The organism is Arthrobacter sp. PsM3, from assembly GCF_030433895.1.
Classification (GTDB): domain Bacteria; phylum Actinomycetota; class Actinomycetes; order Actinomycetales; family Micrococcaceae; genus Arthrobacter.
Genome location: NZ_JARUXE010000050.1, coordinates 1 through 26399 on the forward strand (window position 1 = coordinate 1; position 26399 = coordinate 26399).

29 protein-coding genes, 2 tRNA genes and 1 other RNA gene are annotated in these 26399 nt (G+C 66.5%); 15 read left to right on the forward strand and 17 right to left on the reverse strand.

What is annotated here, in order from left to right:
* Window positions 1-258 precede the first annotated feature (258 nt).
* Window positions 259-594 carry a hypothetical protein gene (locus tag QCD75_RS19295; protein ID WP_301231040.1) on the reverse strand — a complete coding sequence of 112 codons (336 nt, stop codon included), beginning with the start codon at window positions 592-594 and terminating at the stop codon, window positions 259-261.
* 89 nt (window positions 595-683) lie between these two features.
* On the opposite strand from QCD75_RS19295, the gene QCD75_RS19300 reads away from it, so the two are divergent.
* Window positions 684-756, forward strand: a tRNA-Arg gene (locus QCD75_RS19300).
* A 44-nt stretch (window positions 757-800) separates the two neighbouring features.
* Here the strand turns inward: QCD75_RS19300 and QCD75_RS19305 are convergent.
* The 4 genes from QCD75_RS19305 to QCD75_RS19320 all read right to left on the reverse strand — a co-directional run bounded on the left by QCD75_RS19305 (window position 801) and on the right by QCD75_RS19320 (window position 4208).
* Window positions 801-1640: a tyrosine-type recombinase/integrase gene (locus QCD75_RS19305; RefSeq protein WP_301231041.1), complete on the reverse strand. Its 840-nt coding sequence runs from the start codon at window positions 1638-1640 to the stop codon at window positions 801-803.
* A 755-nt stretch (window positions 1641-2395) separates the two neighbouring features.
* Window positions 2396-2671 (reverse strand): hypothetical protein, encoded by a 276-nt coding sequence (locus QCD75_RS19310; RefSeq protein ID WP_301231042.1) that lies wholly within the window; start codon window positions 2669-2671, stop codon window positions 2396-2398.
* Entirely contained in the window at window positions 2668-2979 is a 312-nt protein-coding gene (locus QCD75_RS19315) for a hypothetical protein (protein ID WP_301231044.1), read from the reverse strand. The genes QCD75_RS19310 and QCD75_RS19315 overlap by 4 nt, the downstream gene beginning before the upstream one ends.
* Window positions 2980-3191: 212 nt before the next feature.
* The gene (locus QCD75_RS19320) at window positions 3192-4208 is read right to left on the reverse strand and encodes a magnesium and cobalt transport protein CorA (protein ID WP_301231046.1); all 1017 of its coding nucleotides are present in this window, start codon (window positions 4206-4208) and stop codon (window positions 3192-3194) included.
* Between the two features lie 334 nt (window positions 4209-4542).
* Here QCD75_RS19320 and QCD75_RS22260 point away from each other — a divergent pair, with 334 nt between their 5' ends.
* Together QCD75_RS22260 and QCD75_RS19330 are read left to right on the forward strand one after the other, a co-directional pair.
* Window positions 4543-5067, forward strand: coding sequence for a lipopolysaccharide assembly protein LapA domain-containing protein (locus tag QCD75_RS22260; protein ID WP_367400674.1), 525 nt, complete (start codon window positions 4543-4545; stop codon window positions 5065-5067).
* A gap of 19 nt (window positions 5068-5086) precedes the next feature.
* Window positions 5087-5734, forward strand: coding sequence for a GNAT family N-acetyltransferase (locus tag QCD75_RS19330; protein WP_301231047.1), 648 nt, complete (start codon window positions 5087-5089; stop codon window positions 5732-5734).
* Between the two features lie 10 nt (window positions 5735-5744).
* Here QCD75_RS19330 and map read toward each other — a convergent pair whose 3' ends face one another.
* Window positions 5745-6512, reverse strand: a complete 768-nt coding sequence (gene map, locus QCD75_RS19335; protein ID WP_301231048.1) for a type I methionyl aminopeptidase — start codon at window positions 6510-6512, stop codon at window positions 5745-5747.
* 44 nt (window positions 6513-6556) lie between these two features.
* Here map and QCD75_RS19340 point away from each other — a divergent pair, with 44 nt between their 5' ends.
* Window positions 6557-7237 (forward strand): DNA alkylation repair protein, encoded by a 681-nt coding sequence (locus tag QCD75_RS19340; RefSeq protein ID WP_301231049.1) that lies wholly within the window; start codon window positions 6557-6559, stop codon window positions 7235-7237.
* Between the two features lie 6 nt (window positions 7238-7243).
* Here QCD75_RS19340 and mptB read toward each other — a convergent pair whose 3' ends face one another.
* A complete protein-coding gene (gene mptB / locus QCD75_RS19345; RefSeq protein WP_301231051.1) occupies window positions 7244-8800 on the reverse strand; it encodes a polyprenol phosphomannose-dependent alpha 1,6 mannosyltransferase MptB in 1557 nt (518 codons plus the stop codon).
* Window positions 8801-9000: 200 nt separating this feature from the next.
* Between mptB and orn the strand changes: the two genes are divergently transcribed.
* The 4 genes from orn (at window position 9001) to def (ending at window position 11748) form a co-directional block, all read left to right on the forward strand.
* Window positions 9001-9648 (forward strand): oligoribonuclease, encoded by a 648-nt coding sequence (orn, locus tag QCD75_RS19350; RefSeq protein ID WP_441005521.1) that lies wholly within the window; start codon window positions 9001-9003, stop codon window positions 9646-9648.
* A gap of 155 nt (window positions 9649-9803) precedes the next feature.
* A tRNA-His gene (locus tag QCD75_RS19355) sits at window positions 9804-9876 on the forward strand.
* A gap of 106 nt (window positions 9877-9982) precedes the next feature.
* Window positions 9983-11137 (forward strand): acyl-CoA dehydrogenase family protein, encoded by a 1155-nt coding sequence (locus tag QCD75_RS19360; protein ID WP_301231054.1) that lies wholly within the window; start codon window positions 9983-9985, stop codon window positions 11135-11137.
* Between the two features lie 38 nt (window positions 11138-11175).
* On the forward strand, window positions 11176-11748 hold the full coding sequence (gene def / locus QCD75_RS19365; RefSeq protein ID WP_301231055.1) for a peptide deformylase: 573 nt from the start codon (window positions 11176-11178) through the stop codon (window positions 11746-11748).
* A gap of 9 nt (window positions 11749-11757) precedes the next feature.
* On the opposite strand, the gene QCD75_RS19370 is transcribed toward def, so the two are convergent.
* The gene (locus tag QCD75_RS19370) at window positions 11758-12462 is read right to left on the reverse strand and encodes an alpha/beta fold hydrolase (protein ID WP_301231056.1); all 705 of its coding nucleotides are present in this window, start codon (window positions 12460-12462) and stop codon (window positions 11758-11760) included.
* Between the two features lie 68 nt (window positions 12463-12530).
* Window positions 12531-13439: a polyphosphate kinase 2 gene (ppk2, locus tag QCD75_RS19375; protein WP_441005520.1), complete on the reverse strand. Its 909-nt coding sequence runs from the start codon at window positions 13437-13439 to the stop codon at window positions 12531-12533.
* 136 nt (window positions 13440-13575) lie between these two features.
* On the opposite strand from ppk2, the gene QCD75_RS19380 reads away from it, so the two are divergent.
* Window positions 13576-14556, forward strand: a complete 981-nt coding sequence (locus QCD75_RS19380; protein WP_301231057.1) for a 1-phosphofructokinase family hexose kinase — start codon at window positions 13576-13578, stop codon at window positions 14554-14556.
* Window positions 14557-14756: 200 nt separating this feature from the next.
* Here the strand turns inward: QCD75_RS19380 and QCD75_RS19385 are convergent, their stop codons facing one another.
* The 3 genes from QCD75_RS19385 to QCD75_RS19395 all read right to left on the reverse strand — a co-directional run bounded on the left by QCD75_RS19385 (window position 14757) and on the right by QCD75_RS19395 (window position 17504).
* Complete coding sequence (locus QCD75_RS19385) at window positions 14757-15560, reverse strand: HNH endonuclease family protein (protein WP_301231058.1); 804 nt, start codon at window positions 15558-15560, stop codon at window positions 14757-14759.
* A 159-nt stretch (window positions 15561-15719) separates the two neighbouring features.
* The gene (locus tag QCD75_RS19390; protein ID WP_301231059.1) at window positions 15720-15929 is read right to left on the reverse strand and encodes a hypothetical protein; all 210 of its coding nucleotides are present in this window, start codon (window positions 15927-15929) and stop codon (window positions 15720-15722) included.
* Window positions 15930-16007: 78 nt separating this feature from the next.
* On the reverse strand, window positions 16008-17504 hold the full coding sequence (locus QCD75_RS19395) for a glyceraldehyde-3-phosphate dehydrogenase (RefSeq protein WP_301231060.1): 1497 nt from the start codon (window positions 17502-17504) through the stop codon (window positions 16008-16010).
* 458 nt (window positions 17505-17962) lie between these two features.
* On the opposite strand from QCD75_RS19395, the gene QCD75_RS19400 reads away from it, so the two are divergent.
* The gene (locus QCD75_RS19400) at window positions 17963-18109 is read left to right on the forward strand and encodes a hypothetical protein (RefSeq protein ID WP_202129072.1); all 147 of its coding nucleotides are present in this window, start codon (window positions 17963-17965) and stop codon (window positions 18107-18109) included.
* Between the two features lie 82 nt (window positions 18110-18191).
* Here QCD75_RS19400 and rnpB read toward each other — a convergent pair.
* An RNA gene (gene rnpB, locus QCD75_RS19405) (RNase P RNA component class A) lies at window positions 18192-18585 on the reverse strand.
* A 113-nt stretch (window positions 18586-18698) separates the two neighbouring features.
* Here rnpB and QCD75_RS19410 point away from each other — a divergent pair.
* Window positions 18699-19550 (forward strand): slipin family protein, encoded by an 852-nt coding sequence (locus tag QCD75_RS19410; protein ID WP_301231062.1) that lies wholly within the window; start codon window positions 18699-18701, stop codon window positions 19548-19550.
* A gap of 82 nt (window positions 19551-19632) precedes the next feature.
* Window positions 19633-20397: a YaaA family protein gene (locus tag QCD75_RS19415; RefSeq protein ID WP_301231072.1), complete on the forward strand. Its 765-nt coding sequence runs from the start codon at window positions 19633-19635 to the stop codon at window positions 20395-20397.
* Window positions 20398-20459: 62 nt separating this feature from the next.
* On the opposite strand, the gene QCD75_RS19420 is transcribed toward QCD75_RS19415, so the two are convergent.
* Together QCD75_RS19420 and QCD75_RS19425 are read right to left on the reverse strand one after the other, a co-directional pair.
* Window positions 20460-21197: a zinc ribbon domain-containing protein gene (locus QCD75_RS19420; protein ID WP_301231063.1), complete on the reverse strand. Its 738-nt coding sequence runs from the start codon at window positions 21195-21197 to the stop codon at window positions 20460-20462.
* 62 nt (window positions 21198-21259) lie between these two features.
* A complete protein-coding gene (locus QCD75_RS19425; RefSeq protein WP_301231064.1) occupies window positions 21260-22183 on the reverse strand; it encodes a Nif3-like dinuclear metal center hexameric protein in 924 nt (307 codons plus the stop codon).
* Between the two features lie 79 nt (window positions 22184-22262).
* Here QCD75_RS19425 and msrA point away from each other — a divergent pair, with 79 nt between their 5' ends.
* From msrA to epsC, 3 genes are all read left to right on the forward strand, one after another.
* Complete coding sequence (msrA, locus tag QCD75_RS19430; RefSeq protein ID WP_301231065.1) at window positions 22263-22787, forward strand: peptide-methionine (S)-S-oxide reductase MsrA; 525 nt, start codon at window positions 22263-22265, stop codon at window positions 22785-22787.
* A gap of 68 nt (window positions 22788-22855) precedes the next feature.
* A complete protein-coding gene (cysK, locus tag QCD75_RS19435; RefSeq protein WP_301231066.1) occupies window positions 22856-23791 on the forward strand; it encodes a cysteine synthase A in 936 nt (311 codons plus the stop codon).
* A gap of 38 nt (window positions 23792-23829) precedes the next feature.
* On the forward strand, window positions 23830-24414 hold the full coding sequence (epsC, locus tag QCD75_RS19440; RefSeq protein ID WP_226761789.1) for a serine O-acetyltransferase EpsC: 585 nt from the start codon (window positions 23830-23832) through the stop codon (window positions 24412-24414).
* A gap of 33 nt (window positions 24415-24447) precedes the next feature.
* Here epsC and QCD75_RS19445 read toward each other — a convergent pair whose 3' ends face one another.
* Window positions 24448-25281 (reverse strand): oxidoreductase, encoded by an 834-nt coding sequence (locus QCD75_RS19445; protein WP_301231067.1) that lies wholly within the window; start codon window positions 25279-25281, stop codon window positions 24448-24450.
* A 126-nt stretch (window positions 25282-25407) separates the two neighbouring features.
* Window positions 25408-26399 (reverse strand): NADP-dependent phosphogluconate dehydrogenase (gndA, locus tag QCD75_RS19450; protein WP_301231069.1); only part of this gene is annotated, 992 nt, incomplete at its 5' end.

A 26399-nucleotide genomic window follows, 5' to 3' on the forward strand; every position in this document is an offset into this window, starting at 1 on the left:
TGAAAGTCTGCGCCAATCCTACGGCCACTTCAACGGTCCTTTCGACCGGTTAAGTTCCCCAGCGTCATCAAGCAAACTTGAAAACCGCCAGGACACTTCAAGCCCAAGGCCCTCCGACTTGAAGATGATGCACAAAAGCCCCGCACTCTTTATGAGTGCGGGGCTTTTTTGTGGCCTCCTGGGCCTCTTAGCGGTATTCCCTGCCCAACACGGCCAGCAGGCAAGCTCAGGATGTTCTCTGCCGTTTCAGGCCACGGATCAGTTACTGAGCATGAGACGCTGCAGGGTTTCCTTAACGGTTTTAGCTTCGCCGTGGGAGACGCGGAAGTCGATAGTGTTGCCAGGGACGATGACGCTGACGGTGGTGTTCGCCATGCCCTTCTTGGATGTGATGCTGGTGATGGACCGGACGGGGATCATCTCCGTGTCCTTCTTGCGCAGGCCGGGCATGACCATGGACAAACCAAGAGTTTTCATAGCGGCACCGGAGTAGCTGCCGGACCGTTCCCATTCGACCCGGTCAGGGTAGATGGAGACCTTGGCATTCTTACCGGAGATGTGCGAGGTGAAGCTGTGGAGCGGTTTATCTGACATGCGGGTCCCCCTGGTAGATGTTGATCGAAATGTATCATCAAACCATTTTGTCGCTGGGTCATAGGCGGCGATACACTGAGTTCCGCCCGGCCCCAGTAGCTCAGGGGATAGAGCAGCGGCTTTCTAATCCGCCGGTCGGGGGTTCGATTCCCTCCTGGGGCACGAGCAGGGCCGGTCACCTTCAGGTGGCCGGCCCTTTTTCGTTCTCAGGCAGCCAAGCTCTGCCGACGGCGGCCGGAGCGTTCCGGCAAGGTGATCGCCGGCAACTGGTCGAACCCGTGCCGGATGCCCTCGGGCCGGAGCTTGAGGTAGATCGTGGTGGTATCCATGTTGGAATGGCGCATGCTGCGCTGGACGACGAAGTCGCTCACGCCGGCCTCGTGCATCTCGGTAGCCAGGGCGGCTCGCAGGTCATGGGGCCGGTGCTTGAGCCCGGCACGCTTGATCGCATCCCCAATCAGGCCGGAGACGGAGTTGCCCATGATGTGCCCTTCCCCCGCGGCGAACAGCTTGTTGGCTGTCCGGTTCGGAAACCAGTACCCAGTCCTCGGCATCTCCAGGAACAACGGCCACACGGCGGCAGGGACGGGCAACGTCGCGTCTTTGCGGCCCTTCCCCACCGTGGATAGCATCCGGACATCCCAGTCCACGTCAGAGCCATTCACGGCCGCGATCTCCGACACCCGTAACCCGAGGTAATAGTGCAGTGCGACCATGGCCCGGGTCTTCCGGTAGATCCCGCCGGCCACGAGCGTGTTGATCTCCGCGATCGTGAAAGGGTTCGGCTCCCGCTTCCGCGTCGCCACCCTGGGCAACCGGTACGCGGGGTTGTCGATCCGAAGCTGCTCATCCTGCAACCAGGCGAAGAACGTGTGCAGCCCCGAACGCCGGTGAACCCGTGTGGAATTGGACCAGTTCTGCTCTGCCGTCCATACGATCAGCTCTTTCCTGGTCACTGCCCCCAGATCCCCGACACCGCGGGCCAGTTGTCGGATGAAGATGAGGCGCTCGCGGATCGTCTTCGGTGTCAGGTCGGCTGCCTTCATGCAGGCGATCCAGTAGCTAAGTGTGTCCTCGGTATTCAATGTGTCCCCCAGTGGTTTTTCGTTTTTGTCGCTCTGTTTGTACACGGGTTCGACCGTTCCTGCCGCTCGGTAGTCTGGAAGTTTTCGGGCTCTTTGGGCCTGCTTTGCAGGCCTTGTCTTTTGGTTTTGCTGATACCGCGGAGAGAGCAGAGGGAGTTGGGAGAGGAGAGACTTCTGCCTGAAGATCCGCCCCATGAGCACACGAAGGTGCTGGTGGGACGGACTATCAGACAGAAATCAGAACTTAGGACACCGCGTCGGTCACGTCGGTCGTCGGTCGTATCGTCATCAGGCTCAGGGCATTACTCCTGGGCAGTGGCGGCATCCGGCAGCTCAGGGCTGCCGGGCGGTATGTGTGCAGATCTGGCGGCCCGGCTGGGCCCACTGTAGGTGCTGGCACTTCTTCGATTCCCGGGAGGATTACTCCTCCGGCTGCGATTGCTCGTCATGGGTGAACACCCTGCCTGCACACGCGACATTGGAACTGGCTCTAACCCAGTAAGTAGCCCATGGAGTCGCGGGCTTAGCGTGTTGTGTGGCTGCTGCCAGGCGGGGTAGCCGTACCGCCTCGGTATGGGTGGGAGGCGGCGCAGCTCAAGCTATGGAGTTTGGGGGCGTCAGCAGATAAACTGATGACGCAGCCAGGGTCCGTAGCCGGGAACTGGTTGCCTCGCCGGCCGGATGCTCGAACATCTGGGCCGGCACTCGCTTTTAAGTCAGGGGATGAAGAGGACGCTGTCAGGGTCGGTCCACTCGGTTTGGGTGGACCCGTCCCAGAGGACCTTGAAGCCGGCAGACGTGACGTCCTTGATCCGGCCGGTGGGCTGGTGGGCGGCGTTGCGGAACATCCCGACGAAGCGAATACGCCGGCCCTTCATCGCGTCGCGAAGGGCCGCGGCGGCGTCAACAGCGACGCGCCACTCGCGGAAGGACGTCAGCGCCTCACTGTCCGGCTCTTGGGCCGGGACAGGGGCGAGGTGCAGCGCGCTCACGCGGCGCCCTCGGTGGAAGAGTCAAAAGATGGGAGCCAGAGGACCAGGAACGGACCATAGTGTCCACCATGGACCGCGGAGTCTTCCTCTGAAACGGCGGAATCGTTTTTGGTGATCGTTCTCGCTGCGTACCAGCTTGGATCCGCACCGTAATCGGCCCGCTTCTGAAGCATCAAACAGCGCTGGTCCTCCCGGTCCTGACGTCCGTCGGGGTCCGCGACAATAACCGTGAGGAGGGGCAGCGCATCGAGCTCTTCGACTGTTGTGACGGTGGACCCGACGGCGATCGGCACCATTGCCGGGCTCATGCCGTCTTCCTAAGCGGCTGATCGGCGGCCGGCTGCCAGCGGAACGGGAACTCGACGACGTTCGATTCTTCTTCAGCCGAATCGCCAACCTTGTAATCCGCCGGTCGGGGGTTCGATTCCCTCCTGGGGCACACAGAGCGGCTCCGGCCTGCGGAACCTGCCGCGGGCCGGAGCCGCGGCCTCGGCCGGGAGGCGCACGCCGGCCCTTACCGCTAGATCCACTTGTTGTGCTTGAAGGTCCAGTAGAGCACCAGGCCCATGGCCACCATCAGGCCCAGCGCCATCGGATAGCCGAAGGCCCAGTCAAGTTCCGGCATGCTGCGGAAATTCATGCCATAGATTGTGCCGATCAGCGTCGGCGCGAACAGGATGGCCGCCCACGAGGAGATGCGTTTGACCTGCTCGTTCTGGGCGTAGCTCGACTCCGTGAGCAAGCGCATTTCGTCGTTCTGCCGTTGGGCCACCAGCGCCGTGTTGACCGCGAGCGCATTCTGCAGCAGGGCGCGGAAGGCAGTGATCCGCTCACTGAGCCGCAATACATGATCAAGGACGTCCCGGTAGTGGTCCAGCAGGTCCGGATTGGGCCGATGGTCCGGCGTCTGGGCCATCAGTGATTGCAGGATCAGGGTCAGGGGCGCCGTCGCCCGCTGGAACATGATGACCTGGCGGGAGAGTTCGTAGATCCGGCGCGACACGCCCGGATCCGCGGCGAAGAGATCGTCCTCAATTTCATCCACGTCGTTTTCCAGGCCGGCGGCAACCGGCTCGTACTCATCCACGACCTGGTCCAGGATCGCGTAGAGCACGGCGTCCGGGCCCAGGGCCAGGAACGCGGGCTCGGATTCCATCCGTCGCCGGACCCGGGCCAGGTCCGGCGATTCGGCCCGGCGGACAGTAATCACGAAGTCGGCCCCGCGGAAGACATGGATCTCGCCGAACTCAACCTTCTCCTGGGCATCCAGGTACCGCGCCGGGCGGAGGACCAGGAAAAGCGTTTCGCCGTAGTGTTCCAGCTTGGCCCGCTGATGGCCGGCGAGGGCGTCTTCCACGGCCAAATGGTTGAGATCGAATTCGTCGGCCACGGACTGCAGTTCTTCCGCATCCGGCCGGTAGAGCCCGATCCAGGCCATCCCCTGTCGCTGCCGCAGGATGAAATATGTCTCGTCGAGGCTTTCCGGGTCCGCGGTGCGGCGACCGTCCACGTACACCGCGTTGTCGACAATGCTCACGGCCGCCTCCTCCAGGCATCCCCTTGGCTGCGACGCTATACCGTCCTCCGCCCCATGCCAACCGCCCGCCCTTTCCCCGGCGGCTCCACGAGGATTCCGGTACCGCTGCCCGCCCGTCAGCGCTCTTCACGGACATCCTGGCCATATCATCGGCATGGTGCGGTCCGCCTGGACCGCTTCCCCATCAGGGCCGCATCCGCGGCCCACACCTTCCTGCAACGCGCCCTCTCCCGAATACCCCCGTCCGACATCAGCACACTTAGTATGGAGTGGACAGGCAGGACCTCCAGGGAAAGCCCGCGCGCCCTGCCGGCAAGCGAAAGGTACGGCCGCCATGACCCAGACACCCCGCGGATTCGATCCGCACGATTCCAACGGTTCCAACGGTTCTGTGCCCGCCCAGTACCCGGCAGCGGCTGACGGCCCGTCCGGGTACGCCGGGGAGGGCTACAGCACTGAGGCCCCTGCGGGCAGCACCGATGTTGTTTCCGGCGCTCCGGTTTCCGCAACGGCAGCCCCTGGTGTGGAAGCTCCCCGTGCAGCGGAGCCAGAAACGCCGGCTCCGGCCCCTGAAACGCGGCAGGTCACCCGTGCGGGTATGGTCTGGGCCGCGGTTGCCTGCGCGCTGGTGGTGCTGATCCTGCTGATCGCATTCATCCTGCAGAACCAGGAATATGTGCAGGTAAAATTCTTTGGCCTCGAGGGGTCGGTCCCGCTCGGCATCGCCCTGTTCATCGCGGCAGTCGGCGGCGGTGTGCTGGTCGCCATCGCCGGAGCCGCCCGCATCATCCAGCTGCGGCTCGCGGCCCACCGCACTCGCGTCAGCCGTCAGGCCGGCAACGGTACCCGCACGCGCTGACACCCCCAGGCGCTGACCCATGGGCGACGCAGAACCCGGCCGGCAGGCAGCGTTGACCACCGCCGCGGCGGACTGGCCCGACGTCGAGCGTCTCTTCGGCGTCCGCGGTGAGCCGTCGCGCTGCTGGTGCCGGTTCTTCGCCCTGACCGGAACACAGTGGTCAGCGTCGACCCCGGAGCAGCGGAAAGTCCAGTTGCGGGACAAGTTCGACGGCGGCGCCCCGGCTCCGGGGGTGCTGGCCTTCAGCGGCGGGAATCCCGTGGGCTGGTGCGCCGTCGAACCCCGCCGCTGCTATCCGAGGATCCTGCGCTCGAAGGTGCTGGCAGCAGCAGGCCCTGAGGGAGCCGGGAATCCCGACGGGGACCAGGTGTGGTCCGTAAGTTGCTTTGTGGTCGCCCCCGGCGAACGCCGGACCGGCGTGGCGCGGGCGCTGCTGGCGGCCGCCGTCGTGCACGCCTTCACCCACGGCGCGGACGTGGTGGAGGGTTACCCTGTGGATCCCTCGCAACGGCCCAGGGCCGGCCCTGCCGATCTGTATCCCGGCACCCTGTGTCTTTTCCGGGCAGCCGGCTTTGACGTGGTAAACAACGCGGTGCCGGGACGTGCCGTCGTCCGCCTGGCTCCGCCCCGGCCCGGCGCCGTCCAGGAGGCCAAAGAGCTCCGATAGCCCACGGACGCTATGGAAGCGTCAGGATGACCGGGCCGTCCTTGGTGATGGCCACGGTGTGCTCGCTGTGCGCCGCGCGGCTGCCGTTGGCCGAGCGGAGGGTCCATTCGTCGTCGTCGTGGAAGTAGTCGTCCTTGCCGCCCAGGATCAGCATCGGCTCGATTGCGATCACCAGCCCCTCGGTCAGCTTGATGCCGCGTCCGGGCCGGCCGTCGTTGGGGACATGCGGTTCGGCATGCATGGTCGTGCCGATGCCGTGGCCGCCGTGGTCGGCCAGCAGGCCGTAGCCCGCGCGGCGGGACGCCCCGCCGATCGCGTAGCCGAGGTCCCCCATCTTGTTCCCGATCCGGGCGGCCTCGATGCCGCGTGCCAGGGCTGCGTCGGTGGCATCGATCAGGGCCTGGTCCACGGGGTCGGCGGTTCCCACGATGAAGCTGACCGCCGCGTCGCCGCACCACCCGTCAAGGAACGCGCCGCAGTCTACACTGAGCAGGTCACCGTCCCGCAGCCGGTAGTCGTTGGGGATGCCGTGCACCACGGCGTCGTTCACGGAGGTGCAGATCACCCCGGGGAACGGCACCGAAGCCCACCGCGGTTTGTAGTTCAGGAATGCCGGCGTCGCCCCGGCGTCGGCAATCGCCGCTGCGGCCAGCCCGTCCAGTTCCTTCAGGGACACGCCGACGGCGGCGGCAGCCCGGACGCGTTCCAGCGTGTTTGCCACCACCCTGCCGGCTTCGCGCATCAGGGCAATCTCGGCTGGGCTCTTGATCATCGACATGCCTTCCACTGTAGGGCCAGCCGGGGCATGGCTAAAGTTGCCTCATGGCCAACGCTGAACTGATTTCCGCCATCCGGTCACAGCTGCGCGGTGCCGCCGATCCCACCAGGGCGGCAGGGGCGCAGGCCTATCTGAAGTCCGTGATGCCCTCGCTGGGCGTGCGGGTTCCGGTGGTGCGGCGGATCGTCAAGGCTGCCGCGAAGGAAGTGCCTCCCGGCTCCCTCGGGGAGCTGCAGTCCACCGTGCTGGAGCTGTGGCGGGACGCAGGCTGGCGGGAGGAACGCTATGCGGCCATCGACCTCACCGGGCTGAGGCTGGCCGCCGGCGAGTTGAGCATGCTGCCGCTCTACGAGGAGATCATCCGCAGCGGCGCCTGGTGGGATCTGGTGGACGGGGTCTCGCACCGGCTCTGCGGGCTGCTGCAGACGCACCGGGAGGACATGTCCGTGGCTCTCCGCCGCTGGAGCACGGACCCCGACTTCTGGATCCGGCGGGCCGCCATTACGGCACAACTGGGCGCCAAATCGGCCACGGATCCCGTCCTGCTGGCGGCGGTCATCGAACCCAACCTGGCCGACCCGGAGTTCTTCATCCGGAAGGCGATCGGCTGGGCCCTGCGTGATTATTCCGCCACGGACCCGGGCTGGGTCCGCGACTTCACGGCGCGGTACGGCGAGGCGCTGAGCCCGCTCTCCCGCCGGGAGGCCCTGCGGAACCTCAGCTGACCGGGCTCAGATAACCGGGCGGGTGGTGACCGGTTCCTCGGACTTGCTGAAGAGCAGCTTGGTCTTGGGATCGAGGAAGATCAGATACAGGGCGAAGAGCAGGGCGATGATCGCGGCGGCGTTCCGGGCGAGGGCCAGCGCCAGGCCGAGATCAGCGGTCTGCAGGTAGGGGAAGACTTCGAGCTGGTCCGAGATCGCGTACACCATAAAGAAGGAGACGATGAAGTACAGGGCCTTGACCTGCCAGTCGTCACGGATACCGGTGACCGCGAAGAGCGGAATAAGCCAGACGACGTACCAGGACTGGATCATCGGGGCCAGGACGACGACGGCGGCGAACGCGAGCGTCAGGCGGCGGATCAGCCGGTCATAGTCGCCGCGGAAGATCTGCCAGGCGATGATGCCGAGCGCCAGCAGCTTCCCGGCGTCGTAAACCCACTTGGCCAGCCCCCAGCCGTCGAGCCCGAACGCGTTGAAGATCGACGCGACCATCAGGCCCAGCAGCCCGACCGGGGCGTACCAGATCCAGATGCTGCCAGGGGCGGAGAGCCCGTTGATCCAGCCGAAGCCGAAGCCGTTGACCATGCTCATGGCGTACAGCAGGGCCACGCTAAGGCCGGCAGTGAGGGCCCAGAACATAAACTTCCGCGGCCAGCTGGCGTTCTTTCCCGCCCAGAGCAGGCCGATGAAGGGCAGGAAGACGATCGTGATGGGCTTGACCGAGATGGACAGCGTCACCAGGACCAGTCCGAGGATGACCCGGCGGGTGGCGCAGTAGTACAGCCCGGCCAGGGCCAGCCCGATCATCAGGGCGTCGTTGTGGACGCTGGCGATGAAGTTGGTGAGGAACAGCGGGTTGGCGGCGGTCAGCCACAGGGCGCGGTGCGGGTTGACGCCGTGCAGTTCGGCGAGCTTCGGCACGTAGATGATGCACAGGATGATCCCGACCAGCGCGGCGAGACGGAACAGCATGATGCTGGCTTCCGGGTGCACGTTGGTGGACCAGACCACGAACTGCTCGATCCAGAGGAAGAGCTGGCCGTACGGTACCGGCGCTTCGGTCCACATCTTGTCGGCCCCGAGCTGGAAATAGTTCGACAGCGCGGAGATGCCGTTTTCGTAGGGGTTGAAGCCCTCCACCATGAGGCGGCCCTGCCCGATATAGGCGTAAACGTCGCGGCTGAACAGGGGAACGGAGAACATCAGCGGCAGCCCCCACAGGGCGACGGCCTGCAGCGTCGCCTTGCGGGCCTCCGCCCCCCAGACCCGCACGCGCTGGCCCAGCCTGAGCCAGGCACGGACGAGGAGCATGCCGCCGACGGCCAGCAGCACGATGCACAGGGCGACGCCGACCGCTTCGGTGCGCATCCAGATGAACAGCGGAACGCGGCGGAGCTCGGAAACCGGCGCAAGCCAGCCCACGCCGAGCGAACCGAGCGCCATAAACACGGAGCCAACGAATCCCGCGAGCAGCGGTGAGCGGGCATTATCCACTTCAGCAACAGCCGCCGTCGGGGACGTGCCGGCAGCCGTTTTCCCCGCCGCAGGCACAGGCACCGTCATCTCAGGATCGTCCAATCTGTTGTGGGGCTCTTCTGCACCCTCAGCCGGCCGTGGGAACCGGCCCGGGGCACGCCGCGATGACGAAAATTATCGACGCCCGCGTACCCGAAATCCTAGCACCGGACCGCCCGGCGGCAACGAAACGGTAGGCTGGGCGCGTGCCTATATCTAATGAACGCATCGTCTGGATCGACTGCGAAATGACCGGCCTGGACAGCATCAACGACGCCCTCATCGAGGTGGCCGCGCTGGTGACGGACTCGGAGCTCAATGTCCTCGGGGACGGCGTGGACGTCGTCATCAAACCCGATGACGCGGCCCTGGCGCAGATGAACGACTTCGTCCGCGACATGCACACCCGCTCGGGCCTCCTGGCCGAGCTCCCCCACGGCAGGACCATGGCGGAGGCCCAGACAATCGTCCTGGACTACATCAAGAAGTGGGTGCCGGACCCGAAGAAGGCCCCGCTGGGCGGCAACTCGGTGGGAACGGACCGCGTCTTCCTGGTCCGAGACATGCCCGAGCTGGTGGAGCACCTGCACTACCGGGTTATCGATGTGAGCACTATCAAGGAACTCTCCCGGCGCTGGTACGCGCGGGCCTACTTCCAGTCCCCCGCGAAGCTCGGCGGCCACCGCGCCCTCGGCGACATCCAGGATTCCATCGATGAGTTGCGCTACTACCGCGAGGCCGTGTTCGTCCCCGCACCGGGGCCGGACAGCGCCACAGCGCAGCGGATCGCCAGGAAGGTCATGGGAACGGCGGACGAACCGGCCCCCGACGAGGCGACCTCCAACGCCCCCGCCGAGACCACCGCCGATACCCCCGCTGCGACGCCGGGGACGTAACCCCCGGGGGCTGCCTGTTAGTAATCTGCGCCACGTTTGAGGAAAATTTTGGCGAAATGCCGAAAAGTGGCAAAAGAAGCCCCCAAGAGCAGGTAAGCTATTTGTCGTTGCCTTTTCAGCCAGCCGGTCAGCCGGAGGGCATGGCGGGGCACATGGTGGGCGTAGCTCAGTTGGCAGAGCGCCTGGTTGTGGTCCAGGAGGTCGCGGGTTCAACCCCCGTCGCTCACCCTCATGAAGGACGGCAGTAATTGTCCGACCTTAGACGAAGGCCGTACCGGATATCCGGTGCGGCCTTTGTTGTCTGTCCATGGAATCGTGACCGGAAGGAAACGCGATGAAGCGCACGCTTTTTGAAGAAGACCACGAGATGTTCCGTGAGATGGCGACCGAGTTCAACGCCCGGGCCGTGGCGCCGCATTACGCCCAGTGGGACCAGGACCACATGATGTCCCGGGACCTGTGGACAGCAGCCGGAGAGCAGGGCCTGCTGGGCCTGGCCGTTCCGGAGGAGTTCGGCGGCATGGGCATGGACGACTACCGCTTCCGCGCCGTGCTGGACGAGGAATTCGCCAAGAGCAACCACCTCGCCGTGGGACTGGCTTTCCACCTGCAAGATGACATGGTCCTCCCCCACCTGCTGGCCTACGGCTCCAACGAGTTCAAGGGCCGCTGGCTTCCCGGCATGGTCTCCGGCGAGACGGTTACCTCGATCGCCTGGACCGAGCCCGGCGCGGGTTCGGACCTCCGCGGCGTCCGCACCAAGGCCGTCCGCGACGGCGACGACTGGCTGATCACGGGCCAGAAGACCTTCATCGGCAACGGCATCTCCGGGGACGCCTCGCTGGTCCTGGCCCGCACCGACGGCGGCACCGGCCGGGGCAAGCAGGACTCCTTCTCCCTGTTCATGGTCCGCAAGGGTGAGGGCTACGCCACCGGCCAGCAGCTGGACAAGATGGGCCTCAAGGCTTCGGACACCGCCGAGCTGTTCTTCGACAATGTCCGGGTTCCGGACGCGGACCTCGTCGGCGACGAGGGCAAGGGCCTGCAGTATGCCGCCGAGCAGCTCCCCCAGGGCCGGCTCGCGATCGCTGTCGCGAGCTCCGCCGTCGTCCGCGCCATCTACGAGGCGACCGTCCGCTACACGAAGGACCGCAACGCCTTCGGCGAGCGGATCATCGATTTCCAGAACAGCCGTTTCGAACTCGCCGACATCCTCACCGAGGTCGAGGTCACCGAAACCTACGTCGACCAGGCCATCCGGGCCTTCAACGCCGGCGAACTCGACGCCGCCTCCGCCGCCCGTGCGAAGCTGTGGGCGTCCGAGCGCGCCAAGTCAGTCACCGACCGGTGCCTCCAGCTGCACGGCGGCTACGGCTACATCCTGGAATACCCCGTGGCCCAGGCCTTCCTGGCTGCCCGGCTGCTGACCATCTTCGGCGGCACCAACGAAATCATGCGCGACGTCGTCGGCCGCACCATTGCCGACTGACCCGCCGCTCAACACAGCACCTGAGGAACTCTCCTGATATGACCGTCCTGCCCATCACGATCTGGGGCGAGCCCGTACTGCACCGCAGGGCCGCCGAGGTTGAAGTCTTCGACGACGAGCTACGGACCCTGATCGCCGACATGTTCGAGACCAACGACGCCGCCAACGGCGTCGGTCTCGCCGCGCCCCAGGTGGGAGTCGGCAAACGGCTGTTCATCTACAAGTACGACAACGACGACGGCGCCCCGCCGTCCGGCGTCGTCGTCAACCCGGTCCTGACCCTTTCCAAGATTTCCGGCGCGCTGCCGGATCCGGACGAGGACGAGGAGGGCTGCCTGTCCTTCCCCGGCGGCCAGTACCCGCTCCAGCGCGCGGAGTGGGCCCGGGTGCAGGGCTTCGACGGGGACGGCAACCCGGTCGATTTCGAGGCGACGGGCTGGTTTGCCCGGGTGATCCAGCACGAGTACGACCACCTCGACGGCAAGCTCTACGTCAACCGGCTGATCGACCGCTACGCCCGCAAGGCGATGAGGCAGGCGAAGAAGAGCGGCTGGGGCGTCCCCGGGCTGACCTGGATGCCCGGCGTGGATCCGGACCCGTTCGGGCACTAGGGAACGGGCTCACGCGCTCCGGTCGACGGCGGCCAGGATCGCCGCGCCCAGCTCCGCCGGCTTGGTGAACTGCGGCCAGTGCCCGGTGGGAAGGTCCATGTAGTCGACCTCGCGGACCCGCCCAAGCTCCGCGACGTACGGGTGCCCGGCCCCGATCATTTCGATCAGCATGGCAGAGGGGAACTCGCAGGCGATGACGGTCGCCGGGACGTCATAGCGGCGCTCGTCGTGCAGCCGCTGCCGGTCCTGGGCAACCCCCTTCGGCTGCGGGATGGCGCGGGCCCGGAACATGGCCCGCAGCTCCCCGTCAAGATCGGTGAGGTCTTCATCGTCAAACAACTCCCACGGCGGAAGCGGGATCTCGTCGCCGTCATCCGGCAGGTCATCGTTGATGACGCCGCCGTCGCCGAGCGGGCCGCTGTCAACGTAGATGGCCCTGGCCACCCGGCCCGGGCGGGCGTCGACGGCGCCGTGGATGATGGCGCCCCCGCCCGAATGGCCCACCAGGACCACCGGGGCATCGAACTCGTCGATCTTCGCCACGACGGCGTCAATGTGGGTGCGCAGTCCAATGCCGGCCCGCGGCGCGTCGGCCGATTCCAGCCCGGGAAGCGTGAGCGGGTGGACCTGATGTCCGGCCGCGACCAGCGGCGGGGTCACCTCCTCCCACGACGAGGCGTCTAACCAGAATCCGGGTACCAGGATGATGTCCATGCCGGTACCCTACCTGCCCGGGCCGGCCGACGGCACCCGGCCGGTTGGGGATTTCCCTGGCCCGCAGGCTATTCGTCCGGTTTTTGCAGGATCGAGGCGTGGTCCGGGACGTATCGGAACAGGTCCCGCGGCGGCCGCGTGTAGTTGATCGCCTTGGGCCGTTCCGGCAGGGTCACCGGCTCACGCCGGACTTCGGTGTAGTCGATGCTGGAGAGCAGATGGGCGATCATGTTGATCCGTGCCCGGCGCTTGTCCTCCGCCTCGACCACATACCAGGGCGATTCGGCGGTATCTGTCTGCATGAACATGTCGTCTTTGGCGCGGGAGTAGTCCTCCCAGCGGAGGATCGCCTCCCGGTCCATCGGCGAGAGTTTCCATTGCCGCATCGGATCATCCAGCCGGGACTTGAAGCGCCGTTCCTGTTCGGCGTGGCTGATCGAGAACCAGTATTTGAACAGCAGGATGCCGTCCTGGACCAGCAGGCGTTCAAAGACCGGGCATTGGGCCATGAAGCGCTTGTGCTCTGTCGGGGTGCAGAACCCCATCACATGTTCCACGCCGGCCCGGTTGTACCAGGAACGGTCCATCAGGACGATTTCCCCGGCGGCGGGAAGATGCTTTACGTAGCGCTGGAAATACCATTCACCGCGCTCCCGCTCCGTCGGGGCCGGCAGCGCCACAATGCGGGCAACGCGCGGGTTCAGGTACTCCGTGACCCGCTTGATCGCGCTGCCCTTGCCGGCGGCGTCGCGTCCCTCGAAGATCACCAGCACGCGCGCGCCCGTGCTGCGGACCCATTCCTGCAGCGCGACGAGCTCGGCCTGGAGCCGGAAGAGTTCGGCCTCATAGACGCTGAGGGGCAACCGCCCGTTCCGATCCGACGCGCGCCCCTTCGCGCCCTTCCGGCCAGACTTCACCTTGCCGTCGCCAGCCTTCACGGATCCGGACTTGCCGTCGCCGTCCTTGCGTTGTGCCATGGTTCCCGATCCACTCGTTGCGGCGGACGTTCGTGCCGCCTATCCTGCCGCGCCCATTCTCGCGGAGCGGGCGACTGCGGCACAAGGGGATGTCCAGCCTGGGACACGGGTGACGCCATGCTCCTATGCTTGGGCCATGGAAGCCCCCCGACCGATGGCGATGCAGCCCATCCTCACGCTCACCGTAAACCCCGCGCTTGACGTCAGCACCACAACGGAGCAGGTCATCAGCGGCCACAAGCTGCGCTGCGGCACCAGCCGCCTGGACCCGGGCGGCGGCGGCGTGAACGTCTCCCGGGTGGTGCAGCGCCTCGGTGGCCGGACCCTGGCGGTCTACACCGCCGGGGGACCCACCGGCGAGGCGTACCGACGGCTCATCGAAGCCGAACGCGTCCCCACCCTGGCCGTGCCGATCCAAGGGAGCACCCGCCAGGATTTCACAGTCGATGAGACGACGACGGGCAAGCAGTTCCGCTTCGTGCTGCAGGGCCCCGAGCTGAGTGAGCCCGAGTGGCGTTTGTTCCTGGCGCTCGTGGCGGATTCGATTCCGGTGGGGGGCTATGTCGTGGCCAGCGGAAGCCTTCCGCCGGGCGTCCCGGAGGACTTCTACGCCCGGGTGGCCAGGCTGGCGCGGCAGCAGGATGCGCGCTGCATCGTGGACGCGTCCGGACCGGCCCTGGCCGAAGCCCTCGCCGAAGGGGTGTTCCTGGTGAAGCCGAGCCGGCGGGAGCTGGGGCTGCACTTTGGCACGACCCTGGAAAGTGACGAAAGCCAGGTCGAGGCGGCTGCGGCATTGGTCGCGGACGGCTCCGCGGAACACGTCGCCCTGACCCTCGGCGGCGAAGGAGCCGTGCTCGCCTCAAAATCCGGGATTCTGCGGATGGCCGTGCCGCGGGTGAAGGTGACCAGCACCGTCGGGGCCGGTGACAGCTTCCTGGCCGCCTTCGTGCTCCGCCTGGCCCAGGGCCGGAACCTTGAGGAGGCGCTCCGGGCCGCCGTCGCCGCCGGAAGCGCCACCGTGACCACCCTCGCCACCGAGCTCTGCCACCGCGAGGACGTCGAACGCCTGGAAGCCGAACTCGCCGCCCACGCCCTGGACGGGAGCACAGCGCGGTGAAACCCGGCCCGGGTGTCCCGGCAGGGGCGGAGTAGGAGCCGCTCAGCCGGAGGACGCCGTCCCCGCCAACGCCGCCGCTCAGGTTAATCCATGCCGGCCCGGTGTGCCAGGAATCCACCCACACCCGCCTTCGACTCCCCCGCCCCGGTGGCAACGCCCAGCAGCGGTGCCAGGTATTCGAAGGTGTCCATGGCTGAATGTTACTGAGCTGTCGCGGTGATCGTCTGCTGCCCGGGACAGGAGCCGAGGACCCGCTTCATCGCTTCCTTCTCCCCAGGGGTGACCCACAGCCGGTAGGCCGCCTTGACAGAGATCTGCCGGGCGACGTAGTGGCAGCGGAAGGCCTTGTTCGGCGGAAGCCAGGTGGCGGCGTCGGATGCGCCCTTGTCCTGATTGGCCGGGCCGTCAACGGCGATCAGATTCAGCGGATCGTTCGCGAGGTGTTCGCGTTGCCCCCCGGTCAACTGCTGGGCACCTTTTTGCCAGGCATCCCCCAGGGCCACGACGTGATCCACCTGCACCGCCTTGCTGCTCGCGGCTCCCCGCCGGAACGCGGTCAGGCGGCCGGTGTACGGCTCCCGGAAGGATCCGGCGGCCACCAGGCAGCGGGAACCCCCGGTGAACTCGGCGTCCGGCAGGTCACGGCGGAGGATGTCATTGCGGGTATCGCAGCCGTTGCGGTCGGCATCCAGCCAGGCCTGGCCGAAGGCGCTCCGGTCGTAATTGTCCTGGGCCGCGCGGCCCTTGACTTCCAGCGTTTCCAGCAGCCCCGCGGCCGGGCCTGGCGGAACGGACCGCACGGATGGGACGGCGTTCATCCAGCCGGCTGCCAGCACGGGCGCCTCTCGGGGTCCGTCGGCGGGCGCGTCGAGTGCGGCAAACTGCCCGGCGGTGAAGAACCAGCCGAGCCCTGCGACGAGCGCGACTGCGGCGGAAGTCAACAGTACCCACGCCTGGCGGGACCGCCGTCGTGCCCGCCGGAATTCGGCCCAGGTGAGGGTCACGCGCTCATCCCGGCAGAATGCTCTCCGGCCTGCCTTCTCCGGGTCGCGCCGTGGGGGCCGGGGCGTTCCGGGGCGGTGCGAACTCTTTCCACCCCCGAAGCTTAGGCCCGGCGCCCGCCGCCGGGGCCGTTGTCCACAGTGTGGAGGACAGGTGCCCTGCTAGTTCTCTTTCGTCACGCGCAGAAGGTCTTCGTTGGCGAGGGCCATCAGCGATTCAAGTTGGCGGACCCGCGCCTCGTCGACCTCACCGGCCGCATGCTTGGCACGGGCGTCATCGAGGAGTCGTTTGGCTTCCTTGACGTTCCGCCGCGCGACGTCCAGCGCGTGTTCCAGGGTGGTCTCGTGCTCTACTGCAGAGTTCTGTTCCATTGCACCATTGTGGTGCCCTTTCCCGGCCGATTCCAGAGGACCGGCCGGGAAAGGCGGAACAAAGTCAGCTACATGCCGTCAGGCCGTGACCTCGACTGGAAGGCCGGCCGCCTCCAGGGTTGCTGCTGCATCCTTGGCCGGGAATGACGGCGGGTTCACGCCGGCCATTTCCTCCATGACGCGGACCACCTGGCAGCTGTAGCCGAACTCGTTGTCGTACCAGACGTAGAGCACGAGGTTCTTGTCGTTGGAGATGGTGGCCAGGCCGTCGACGATCCCGGCGCGGCGGGAGCCGACGAAGTCCGTGGAGACAACCTCGGGCGAGTCGATGTAGTCGACCTGCTTCCGCAGTTCCGAGTGCAGCGACATTTCCCGCAGGTAGTCGTTGACCTCGTCCTTGGTCGTGCCGTTTTCCAGGCTCAGGTTCAGGATGGCCAAGGACACGTCAGGGGTGGGGACGCGGATGGAGCTGCCCGTGAGCTTGCCCAGCAGTTCCGGCAGGGCCTTCGCCACGGCCTTGGCGGCACCGGTCTCGGTGATCACCATGTTCAGCGCGGCGGAGCGTCCGCGGCGGTCACCCTTGTGGAAGTTGTCGATCAGGTTCTGGTCGTTGGTGAAGGAGTGGACCGTCTCGACGTGCCCGTGCACCACGCCGTAGCGGTCATTGATCGCCTTCAGAACCGGGGTGATGGCGTTGGTGGTGCAGGAGGCCGCGGACACGATCCTGTCCGAGTCGGTGATGGTGCCGTGGTTGATGCCGTGCACGATGTTCTTCAGGTCGCCCTTGCCCGGAGCGGTGAGCAGCACGCGGGAAACGCCCTTGCTCTGCAGGTGCTGGGACAGGCCCTCAGCGTCGCGCCAGCGTCCCGTGTTGTCGACGACAAGAGCGTCGTGGATGCCGTAGGCGGCGTAGTCAACCGTCGCGGGGTTGTCCGAGTAGATGACCTGGATCTGGACGCCGTTGGCCGTGATGGTGTCGTTCTCGAGGTCCACCTTGATGGTGCCCTCGAAGGAGCCGTGGACCGAGTCACGGCGCAGCAGGCTGGCGCGCTTGGCGAGGTCGTTGTCCGAGCCGCGGCGCACCACGATGGCGCGCAGGCGCAGGCCGTGGCCGCCGCCGGCCTTTTCGATCAGGAGGCGGGCCAGCAGCCGGCCGATGCGGCCAAAGCCGTAGAGGACGACGTCGGTGCTGGTGCGGTCGTCGCCGCCGCGCTTGCCAACAACCTCGGCGAGTTCCGCACGGAGGAACTCGTCCAGGGTGGCGCCATTTCCCTCGACCCGGTACTTCTCGGTGAGGCGGGCAATGTCGATGGCAGCCGCCCCGAGCTCAAGCTTGGTCAGGGCGTCCAGCAGCGGAGCTGTTTCCTCGAGGCGCAGTTCTTCCTTGCTCATCCGGCGGGCGAAGCGGTGCGCCTTAAGGATGTTCATGGTGGACTTGTTGATCAGGCTGCGACCGTGGATGGAGGTGACCACGTTGTTCTCGCGGTACAGCCGGCCGATCACCGGGATCATGGCCTCGGCGAGGGCCTCCCGGCCCATCCACGTATCAAGACAAGAATCTGACGTCTGGCTCACAGAAATACCTTCCTAGAATCCACTGCATACGACGTCGTATGCGGAAGTCGGCCGCCGGAGGGTGTCCGGAACCTCGGCGCCGGCGGGGATTCGGTCCACCCCGGGCGCCTGTGTCGAGCAAAGAAAAGCCACCGGCTGCGAACGCAGACCCGGCGGCAGAACTTCTACGTTCAGCATCCATTCTACCGGCGGCCCGGCTCAGTCTTGTCCCCGGTGACGCGTGAAATGACTCACACAGCGCGTGGCCGGATACGCTGGGCGGATGTTCAGGATCGGCGCGCCCCTGGTGGGGTCTTCGGGGCTCTGCTGCACGCCGGCGATGGCCACCTCGAGGCCGCGGTCGTCGGCGGGTAGTTCGGATCCATGAGCGGCGCCTGTGCCGGATCGGAGGATGCGGGAGGCCCCAGCCCCCGGCTTAGAGTCCGCGGATCGGGAGCCCTGCCCCGTAGGATGTTCGTATGGGACTAATAATCACACTACTTATCATCTGGCTCGTTCTTTCGATTCTTGGCTTCGCCGTGAAGGGCCTGCTTTGGCTGGCGGTCATTGGCCTGGTCCTGTTTGTGGCAACCGGGGTTTGGGGCTGGGTGAAGCGGAAGGCTTAGGCCTGGTTCTCTGCCCGGTCTTTTCGGCGGCGTCCTGCACCACACGGTGCCGGGCGCCGCTATCGTTTGCCTGCGGTGTGAATGGATGGGTTGACCGATACGCCGGGTTCTGTGTTCCCGCGCCGTTGCCAACGCGGGAGTAGCGGCCATCCATCTACGAACGCCGTTGCCGACGCCCTCCAGCAGCCTACCCGGACACTCGGGCGAGCAGCCCTCAAACGTGCCCTGTCTGGCCTTGCTCCGGGTGGGGTTTACCTAGCCTTCCCGGTCACCCGGGAAGCTGGTGGTCTCTTACACCACCGTTTCACCCTTACCTGCCCTGCAGCCCGTGCACGCACGCGCCGCATGCAGGCGGTCTGTTCTCTGTGGCACTGGCCTGCGGGTTACCCCGAGTGGGCGTTACCCACCACCCTGCCCTGCGGAGCCCGGACGTTCCTCGAGCCACTTGCGTGACGCGCGGCCGCCTGGTCAACCCATCCGCTGTTCATTCTACGGTCTCCCCGGCAACTGCCCTCCCGCCGGATCCTTTTCGGGCCTCCGGTGAGAGAATTTAGACAGGAAGTATCCTCCCAGGCAAGGAATGATTCCGATGGACTGGACCGCCATCATCTTGTGGCTGATCGCCGTGGCTCTGGTACTCATACTGGCCAAAATGGCGATCCGGATTGTGCGGCAGTACGAGCAGGGGGTCCTGTTCCGGCTTGGCCGGGTGGTCGGCGTCCGGATGCCCGGTTTGCGTTTTATTATCCCGTTTATCGACAAGCTCACCCTCGTCAGCCTGCGGATCGTAACGATGCCCATCCAGTCACAGGGAATCATCACCCAGGACAATGTCAGCGTTGACATCTCGGCGGTGGCCTACTACCGGGTCGTTGACGCGGTGAAGTCCGTGGTGGCGATCGAAAACGTGTCGGCGGCCATCAACCAGATCGCCCAGACCACGCTGCGGAAAGTCGTCGGACGGCACAGCCTTGACCAGACGCTCTCGGAAACGGAGCGCATCAACAGCGATATCCGCGAGATCCTCGACGCCCTCACACTGGAGTGGGGAGTCGAGGTTACCCTCGTGGAGCTCAAGGACATCCAGCTGCCGGAGACCATGAAGCGCGCCATGGCGCGCCAGGCCGAGGCCGAGCGTGAGAAGCGGGCCAAGATTATTTCCGCCGAGGGTGAGTCGATAGCCGCTACGGCCCTGGGCGAGGCCTCGGACACGATGATGGCCCACCCGCTGGCGCTCCAGTTGCGGAACCTGCAGTCCCTGGTGGAAATCGCCGTGGACAAGAACTCGACAGTCGTCTTCCCGGCACCGCTGATGAGCACCATCGGGGAGCTGTCCGCCTTCCTCGCCCGGGAAAACCAGGCAGCCCAGGCAGCCCAGGCTTCCAGGGCACAGGCTCCACCGGCTCCCCCGGCGCAGGCTCCACCGTTCAAGGCGGCGTAGCCTGCGGGCACGTAGCCTGCGGGCACCCCGGCCCCGTCGAGACGGGCGCCTTCGGAACCACGGGCGCGACTAGGATTGGATGGTGCTGATTCTGCTGCCGCCCTCCGAAGGCAAGACCCCCGCCACGGCCGGCGACGCCGTCGACTGGACCACCCTGAGCTTCCCCGGGCTGAACGCGTACCGGGCCAAGGTGCTGGAGGGGCTCGGCACGGTCAGCGCCCATGAGGACGCCCTGGCGCTTCTTGGGGTCGGCGCCTCGCTGCGGGCCGACGTCGAACGCAACACTAGGCTGCACGCCGAGCCGGCGGCCCCCGCCCATCAGGTCTACTCCGGCGTGCTGTACGACGCCCTGGACTACAACTCCCTCACCCCGGCGCAGCGGAGGAAGGCCGATGCGTGCGTGCTGGTCATTTCCGCGCTCTGGGGCGCCATCCGGTTCGGCGACCGGGTGCCCGCCTACCGGCTGTCGATGGCGACCACGCTGCCCGACGTCGGGCGCCTGGCGTCCTTCTGGAAGCCGCAGCTCACTGCGGCCCTCGCCGTCGCCGCGGAAGGGGAACTGCTGGTGGACTGCCGGTCCAGCACCTACTCCGCGGCGTGGACGCCCCCGCCGGCGCAGACCGTTGCCGTCAACGTGTTCACCGAGGTCAATGGGGTACGGAAAGTGGTCAGCCACTTCGCCAAGCACACCCGGGGCGAACTCGCCCGGCATCTGCTGACCCGCCGGGGCAAGGAGCTGCAGACTCCCGCCCAGCTGAGACAAGCGGCAGCCGAGAAGTGGACCGCCGAACTAGTCGCGGGCACGGCCCGGAAGCCACACACCCTCAACCTCATCCTCCCCGACTAACTCGCAGCAGGGGCCCGTTTTGAGTGTTCAAAACGGGCCCCTGCTGCGAGCCTGATGGGTGGTTAGGCCCATTCGGCGGAGCGGACCAGGATGCAGCCGGAATCCGGGCAGAACACCACGTCGTCCTCGGCCGCGGCCTTGATTTCGGCGAGGTCGCCGGGGCTCAGCTGCATGCCCGAGCCCTCGGATGTCCCGTGGAACAGGCGGGCAGCTCCGACTCCGCGCTTGGCCAGGGTCTTCTCGTAGATGGCCAGCAGGCCGGCGTCCAGCCCCTCGGCGAACTCGGCGCGCTTGCCGCGCACCACCGTGGCTTCGGCGGCGATTTCGGCGAGCTGCTCGTCCAGTTCGGAGCGGATGGAGCCGAAGGAGCCCTGGATGTCGTCCACCATCTGCTGCTGGCTGGCCTGGCGCAGGCGGAGGGAGTCCAGCCGCTCCAGGACTTCCAGTTCGACGTCCTCGAGGTCGGAGCGGCGTTTGTTGAGGGACACCAGATCGCGCTGCAGGGCCACGAGGTCCTTGGATAGGCCGGTGCCGCTGTTGAGCCTGGCCTCGTCGCGTTCGATCCGGGTGGCAACCTGCTCCACGTCCGCTTCGGCACGTTTGAGCTCGAGTTCCGCGTCGTGGACAGCCATCTTCGCCGCGCCGAGTTCACCGGTGGCCACGCTCAGTGCCGCTTCAAGATCGGTGATCCGGGAGTCGCTTTCAAGGCTTCGGCGGCGGTTGGACAGGGATTTGAGTTTCGCGTCAAGTCCCTGCAATTCGAGCAACTTCAACTGTTCCGCCGGTGCTGCCTTGGCCACTATTTACCTCCGCTTATTCCCTGCCGGCCGGAGCCGGGCACCTATTCGGCGCTCCCTAGACTCTAGTCCCCGCCCGGAGTCAGAATGAAGTCCCACGGATCGCTGTTGGTGGTGCTGACCCGGATGTCGACGTCGTGCCCCTGGTCGTTCAGCACGTTGCCCAGCGCCTCCGCCGCGGCGGGCAGCCACAGCCACTCGCTGGCGAAGTGGGAAACGTCGATCAGGTAGGGCCGGTCATTGACCGCCGCCTCGCGGGCCTCCGACGCCGGATGGTGCCGCAGATCGGCGGTCAGGAAGACATCGGCGTTGCTGGCCCGGACCTCGCCGAAGAGGGAATCACCCGCGCCGCCGCAGAGGGCCACGCGCCGGACCAGCCCGTCCCGGTCCCCGGACACGCGCACCCCGCCGGCAACCGAGGGCAGGATGCCGAAGACGCGCGCGGCGAAGTCGCCCAGGGTCTGGACCTCGGCCAGGTCACCGACCCGTCCGATGCCTTCCTCCGGCAGGCCGTTCGCGGCCGGGGTCAGCGGGGCAACGTTCTGCAGGCCCAGGGCGTCGGCCAGGACATCCGAGACGCCGCCGACGGCTGAATCCCCGTTGGTGTGTACCGTCAGCAGCCCCGTCCCCGATTCAATCAGCCGGTGCACGGCCCGGCCCTTGGCGGTGGTTGCCGCAACCGAGGTGACCCCCTTGAGCAGCAGCGGATGGTGGGTGATCAGCAGTTCGGCGCCATAGTCGATGGCCTCCTCGATCACCTCGAGGGTCGGGTCGACGGCGAAGAGGATCCTGTGCACTTCGGCGGTGGGGCGGCCGACGACGAGTCCCACCTCGTCCCAGTCCTCCGCGAGGGATTCGGGCCAGAGTTCTTCCACGGCCAGCAGTATCATGCCCAGGGTGGGCGCCCCGGGGGTTTCCCCGGATCGGTCGCCGGCACCGTTGGTTCCCTCAGGGGGGCCAGCTGAAACGTCGGTGTTTACAGGTTCCATACCCCCATTTTTACCCTATCGGCGGGCCCGCCCCGCAGCCGTCGGGAATCATCGGGGCCCTTCAACCATTGAAGAGAGCATGAGAACTTTTGTCCTCGGCGGAGGCTGCTTCTGGTGCCTCGACGCCGTTTACCAGAAAACCAAGGGTGTCAGTGCTGTAGTTTCGGGCTACACCGGAGGCCATCACCGCAACCCCGACTACTACGCCGTCTGCTCCGGAACCACCGGCCATGCCGAGGTGGTGGCGGTGACTTTCGACGACGAGGTCATCCCGGCAGAGGTCATCCTGGACATGTTCTTCGCACTCCATGACCCCACCACGCTCAACCGTCAGGGATACGACGTCGGGACCCAGTACCGCTCCTCGATGTTCTATGAGACGACCGAGGAGAAGATCCTTTTCGAGGAGGCGATCGAGCGGAACCAGTCGCTGTGGGCTCATCCGATCGTCACGGAGGTGAGCCGGCTGCCGGTGTTCCACCGGGCCGAGGAAATCCATCAGGACTACTTCGCGAAGTTCCCGGAGCAGGGCTACTGTCAGGTGATCATCAATCCGAAGCTGGCCAAAGCCAGGAAATATTACTCAGCATGGCTTAATGCTTAGCTGGGGCCCGCGGCCCCTCGTTAGGCTGACCTCAGTATCCCCTCCTCAACAGACAGGCGCAGACACCCATGGCACGGATCTATGACGACGTTACCCAGCTGGTCGGCGGCACCCCGCTGGTCCGGCTCAACCGGCTGACCGAAGGCCTTGACGCCACCGTGGCGGTCAAGCTGGAGTTCTACAACCCGGCCAACAGCGTCAAGGACCGGATCGGTGTCGCGATCGTTGACGCCGCGGAGAAGTCCGGTGCGCTCAAGCCCGGCGGCACCATCGTCGAAGGCACGTCCGGCAACACCGGAATCGCCCTGGCCATGGTCGGCGCTGCCCGCGGCTACAAGGTCATCCTGACCATGCCGGAGACCATGTCCACCGAACGCCGTGTCATGCTCCGTGCCTATGGCGCCGAGATTGTGCTCACTCCCGGCTCCGAGGGCATGCGTGGCGCCGTTGAGAAGGCCCAGGAGATCGTCGCGAACACGGAGAATTCGATCTGGGCCCAGCAGTTCGCCAACGAGGCCAACCCGGAGATCCACCGCCAGACCACGGCCGAGGAAATCTGGTCGGACACCGACGGCAAGGTCGACATCTTCGTCGCCGGCGTCGGCACCGGCGGAACCGTCACCGGCGTCGGACAGGTGCTCAAGGAGCGCAAGCCCGAGGTGCAGATCATCGCCGTCGAGCCCAAGGACTCCCCCATCCTCAACGGCGGCGCTCCGGGCCCGCACAAGATCCAGGGCCTCGGCGCCAACTTCGTCCCGGAAATCCTGGACACCAACGTCTATGACGAGGTCATCGACGCCACCCTGGAGGACTCGGTCCGCGTGGCCCGCGAGCTCGGCGTCAAGGAAGGCATCCTCGGCGGCATCTCCTCCGGCGCGATCGTCTGGGCAGCCCTGGAACTCGCCAAGCGCCCGGAGAACGCCGGTAAGCTGATTGTTGCTGTTGTCTGCGACTTCGGTGAGCGTTACATCTCCACCGTGCTGTACGACGACATCCGCGGCTGAGTCCAGCCCGCCATCCCCGATTTCGTAGAAAGGTCTTTGTGAGCTTCTTCGCAAGACTGAAGGAAGACCTCGATGCCGCCCGGTCGCACGACCCGGCGGCTCGAGGGTCTGTCGAGAACTTCTTCACCTACTCCGGCCTGCACGCAATCTGGGCGCACCGCCTGACGCACCGGCTGTGGCAGAACCCGGCGCTCCGCTTCCCGGCACGGCTGATCTCCCAGCTGGCCCGGTTTCTCACCGGGATCGAGATTCACCCCGGCGCCACGATCGGCCGCCGCTTCTTCATCGACCACGGCATGGGGGTGGTCATCGGGGAGACCGCCGAAATCGGCGAGGATGTCATGATCTACCACGGCGTGACCCTCGGCGGCCGCTCCCTGGCCAAGGTCAAGCGCCACCCCACCCTTGAGGACCGCGTCGTGATCGGGGCCGGGGCCAAGATCCTGGGACCCATCACCATCGGCCGGGACAGCGCCGTGGGCGCCAACGCCGTGGTGGTCAAGGACGCCCCGGCGGAATCGATCCTCACCGGGGTGCCAGCCACCTGGCGGCACCGGGATGCGCAGCGTGAGACCAAGCCCGCCGTCGACCCGGCCGAATACCTGATCGAATACCGGATCTAACCGGCCGCCGCCTGCCCGGGCCCGGCGCGGACGCTACGCGGGAAACCGCTTGTAGATGTTCCAGATCACGACGTCGAAGGCACGGTCCGGCAGCAGCCGCCGCAGCAGCAGGATGGCCCGGGCCCCCTTGCCCACCGGATAGCGGGTCCTGGGCTTCGGGGACGTCGCGGCGTGGACGATGGCGTCGGCAATGACGTGCGGCGGCGTGGACATGGTGGAACCCACGGTGGAGGCCAGCGCTGCCGCCACCACTTTCGCCTGGTCCATGTAGGGCCCGTGGCCGGACGTGGCCAGCAGGCTGTCGCCGGAGATGGCGCCCCATTCGGATTCGGTCCCCGACGGCTCGATGATCGACACGTCGATGCCGTGGGGCTTGAGTTCGATCCGCAGCGAATCACTCAGGCCCTCGACGGCGAACTTCGTGGCGTGGTACCAGGCACCCAGCGGTTCATACATCTTTCCGCCGATGGAGGACACGTTGATGATCCTCCCCCGCCCCGCGGCCCGCATTCCGGGCAGCACCAGCTGGGTCATCCGCGCCAGCCCGAAGAGGTTGACGTCGAACTGCCGCCGGCCCTCGGCCAGCTCCACTTCCTCCAGCGAGCCGTAGGAACCATACCCGGCATTGTTGACCAGCACGTCGACCCGGCCGTGGGCGGCAATCACCTGATCCACGGCGGCGGCCATGGAATCCTCGTCGGTGACATCCAGCGCCAGGACCGTCACCCCGTGGGCCTTGAGGGGCTCCATCTTCTCGACGCGACGGGCCCCGGCATAGACGGTGAACCCGTGCGCCGCGAGCTTCCAGGCGGTCTCATAACCGATTCCGGTGGACGCACCGGTGACGAATGCTACGGGCTGGGACATCTGCGGGTCTCCTGGCTTACGTGGGCGGGTGGCTGGACGGACGCCCGGACGGGATCCCGGGGAAACACGAACGGCCGCTGCTCCCAGAGTAGCGGGGAGCACCGGCCGTTCGCGTCGGCGGGAAGACTAGTGGGTGTCCACGGCTTCGATCTCGGACTTGTCCTCGCCCCAGAGGGTGTGGAAGGTACCTTCGGCGTCGACCCGGCCGTAGGTGTGCGCGCCGAAGAGGTCGCGCTGGCCCTGGATCACGGCGGCGGGCAGGCGCTTGCGGCGCAGGCCGTCGTAGTAGGCCAGCGAGGAGGAAAACACCGGCACCGGAATGCCGAGCTGGACCGCGGTCGAGACCACCCGGCGCCAGGCCGGGAGAACGTCGGCGATCGCCTTGGTGAACGCCGGGGCGAACAGCAGGTTGGCCGGCTTCTCCGCCGCGGCGTAGGCCTTGGTGATCTCCTTGAGCAGTTCGGCGCGGATGATGCACCCGCCGCGCCACAGGGAGGCGATCTCGTCCAGCTTCAGGTCCCAGCCGTATTCCTTGGCGGCCGAGGTGAGCATGTCCAGCCCCTGCGCGTACGAGACCAGCTTGGAGGCATACAGCGCCTGCCGGACGTCCTCAACGAAGCTCTCGGGGACCTCGACGTCGGCCTCGCCGCCGGCGAGCAGCTCCTGGGCCAGCTTCCGCTGCTCCGCCTGCGACGACAGTGCCCGGGCGAAGACCGATTCGGCGATGCCCGACGTCGGGGAGCCCAGCTCGAGGGCGGAGATGACCGTCCAGCGGCCGGTGCCCTTCTGGCCGGCCGCGTCCACCACGACGTCAACGAACGGCTTGCCGGTCTTCGCGTCCACGTGGCCGAGGACCTCGGCGGAGATCTCGATCAGGAAGGAGGCGAGGTCGCCCTTGTTCCACTCTTCGAAGATTTTCGCCTGCTCGGCCGGTTCAATCCCCGCGCCGGAGCGCAGCAGGTCGAACGCTTCACCGATGACCTGCATGTCGGCGTACTCGATGCCGTTGTGGACCATCTTGACGAAGTGGCCGGCGCCGTCGGTGCCGATCCAGGCGCAGCAGGGCTTCCCGTCGACGTGTGCGGCGATCTTTTCCAGCAGCGGGCCCAGGGCGTCGT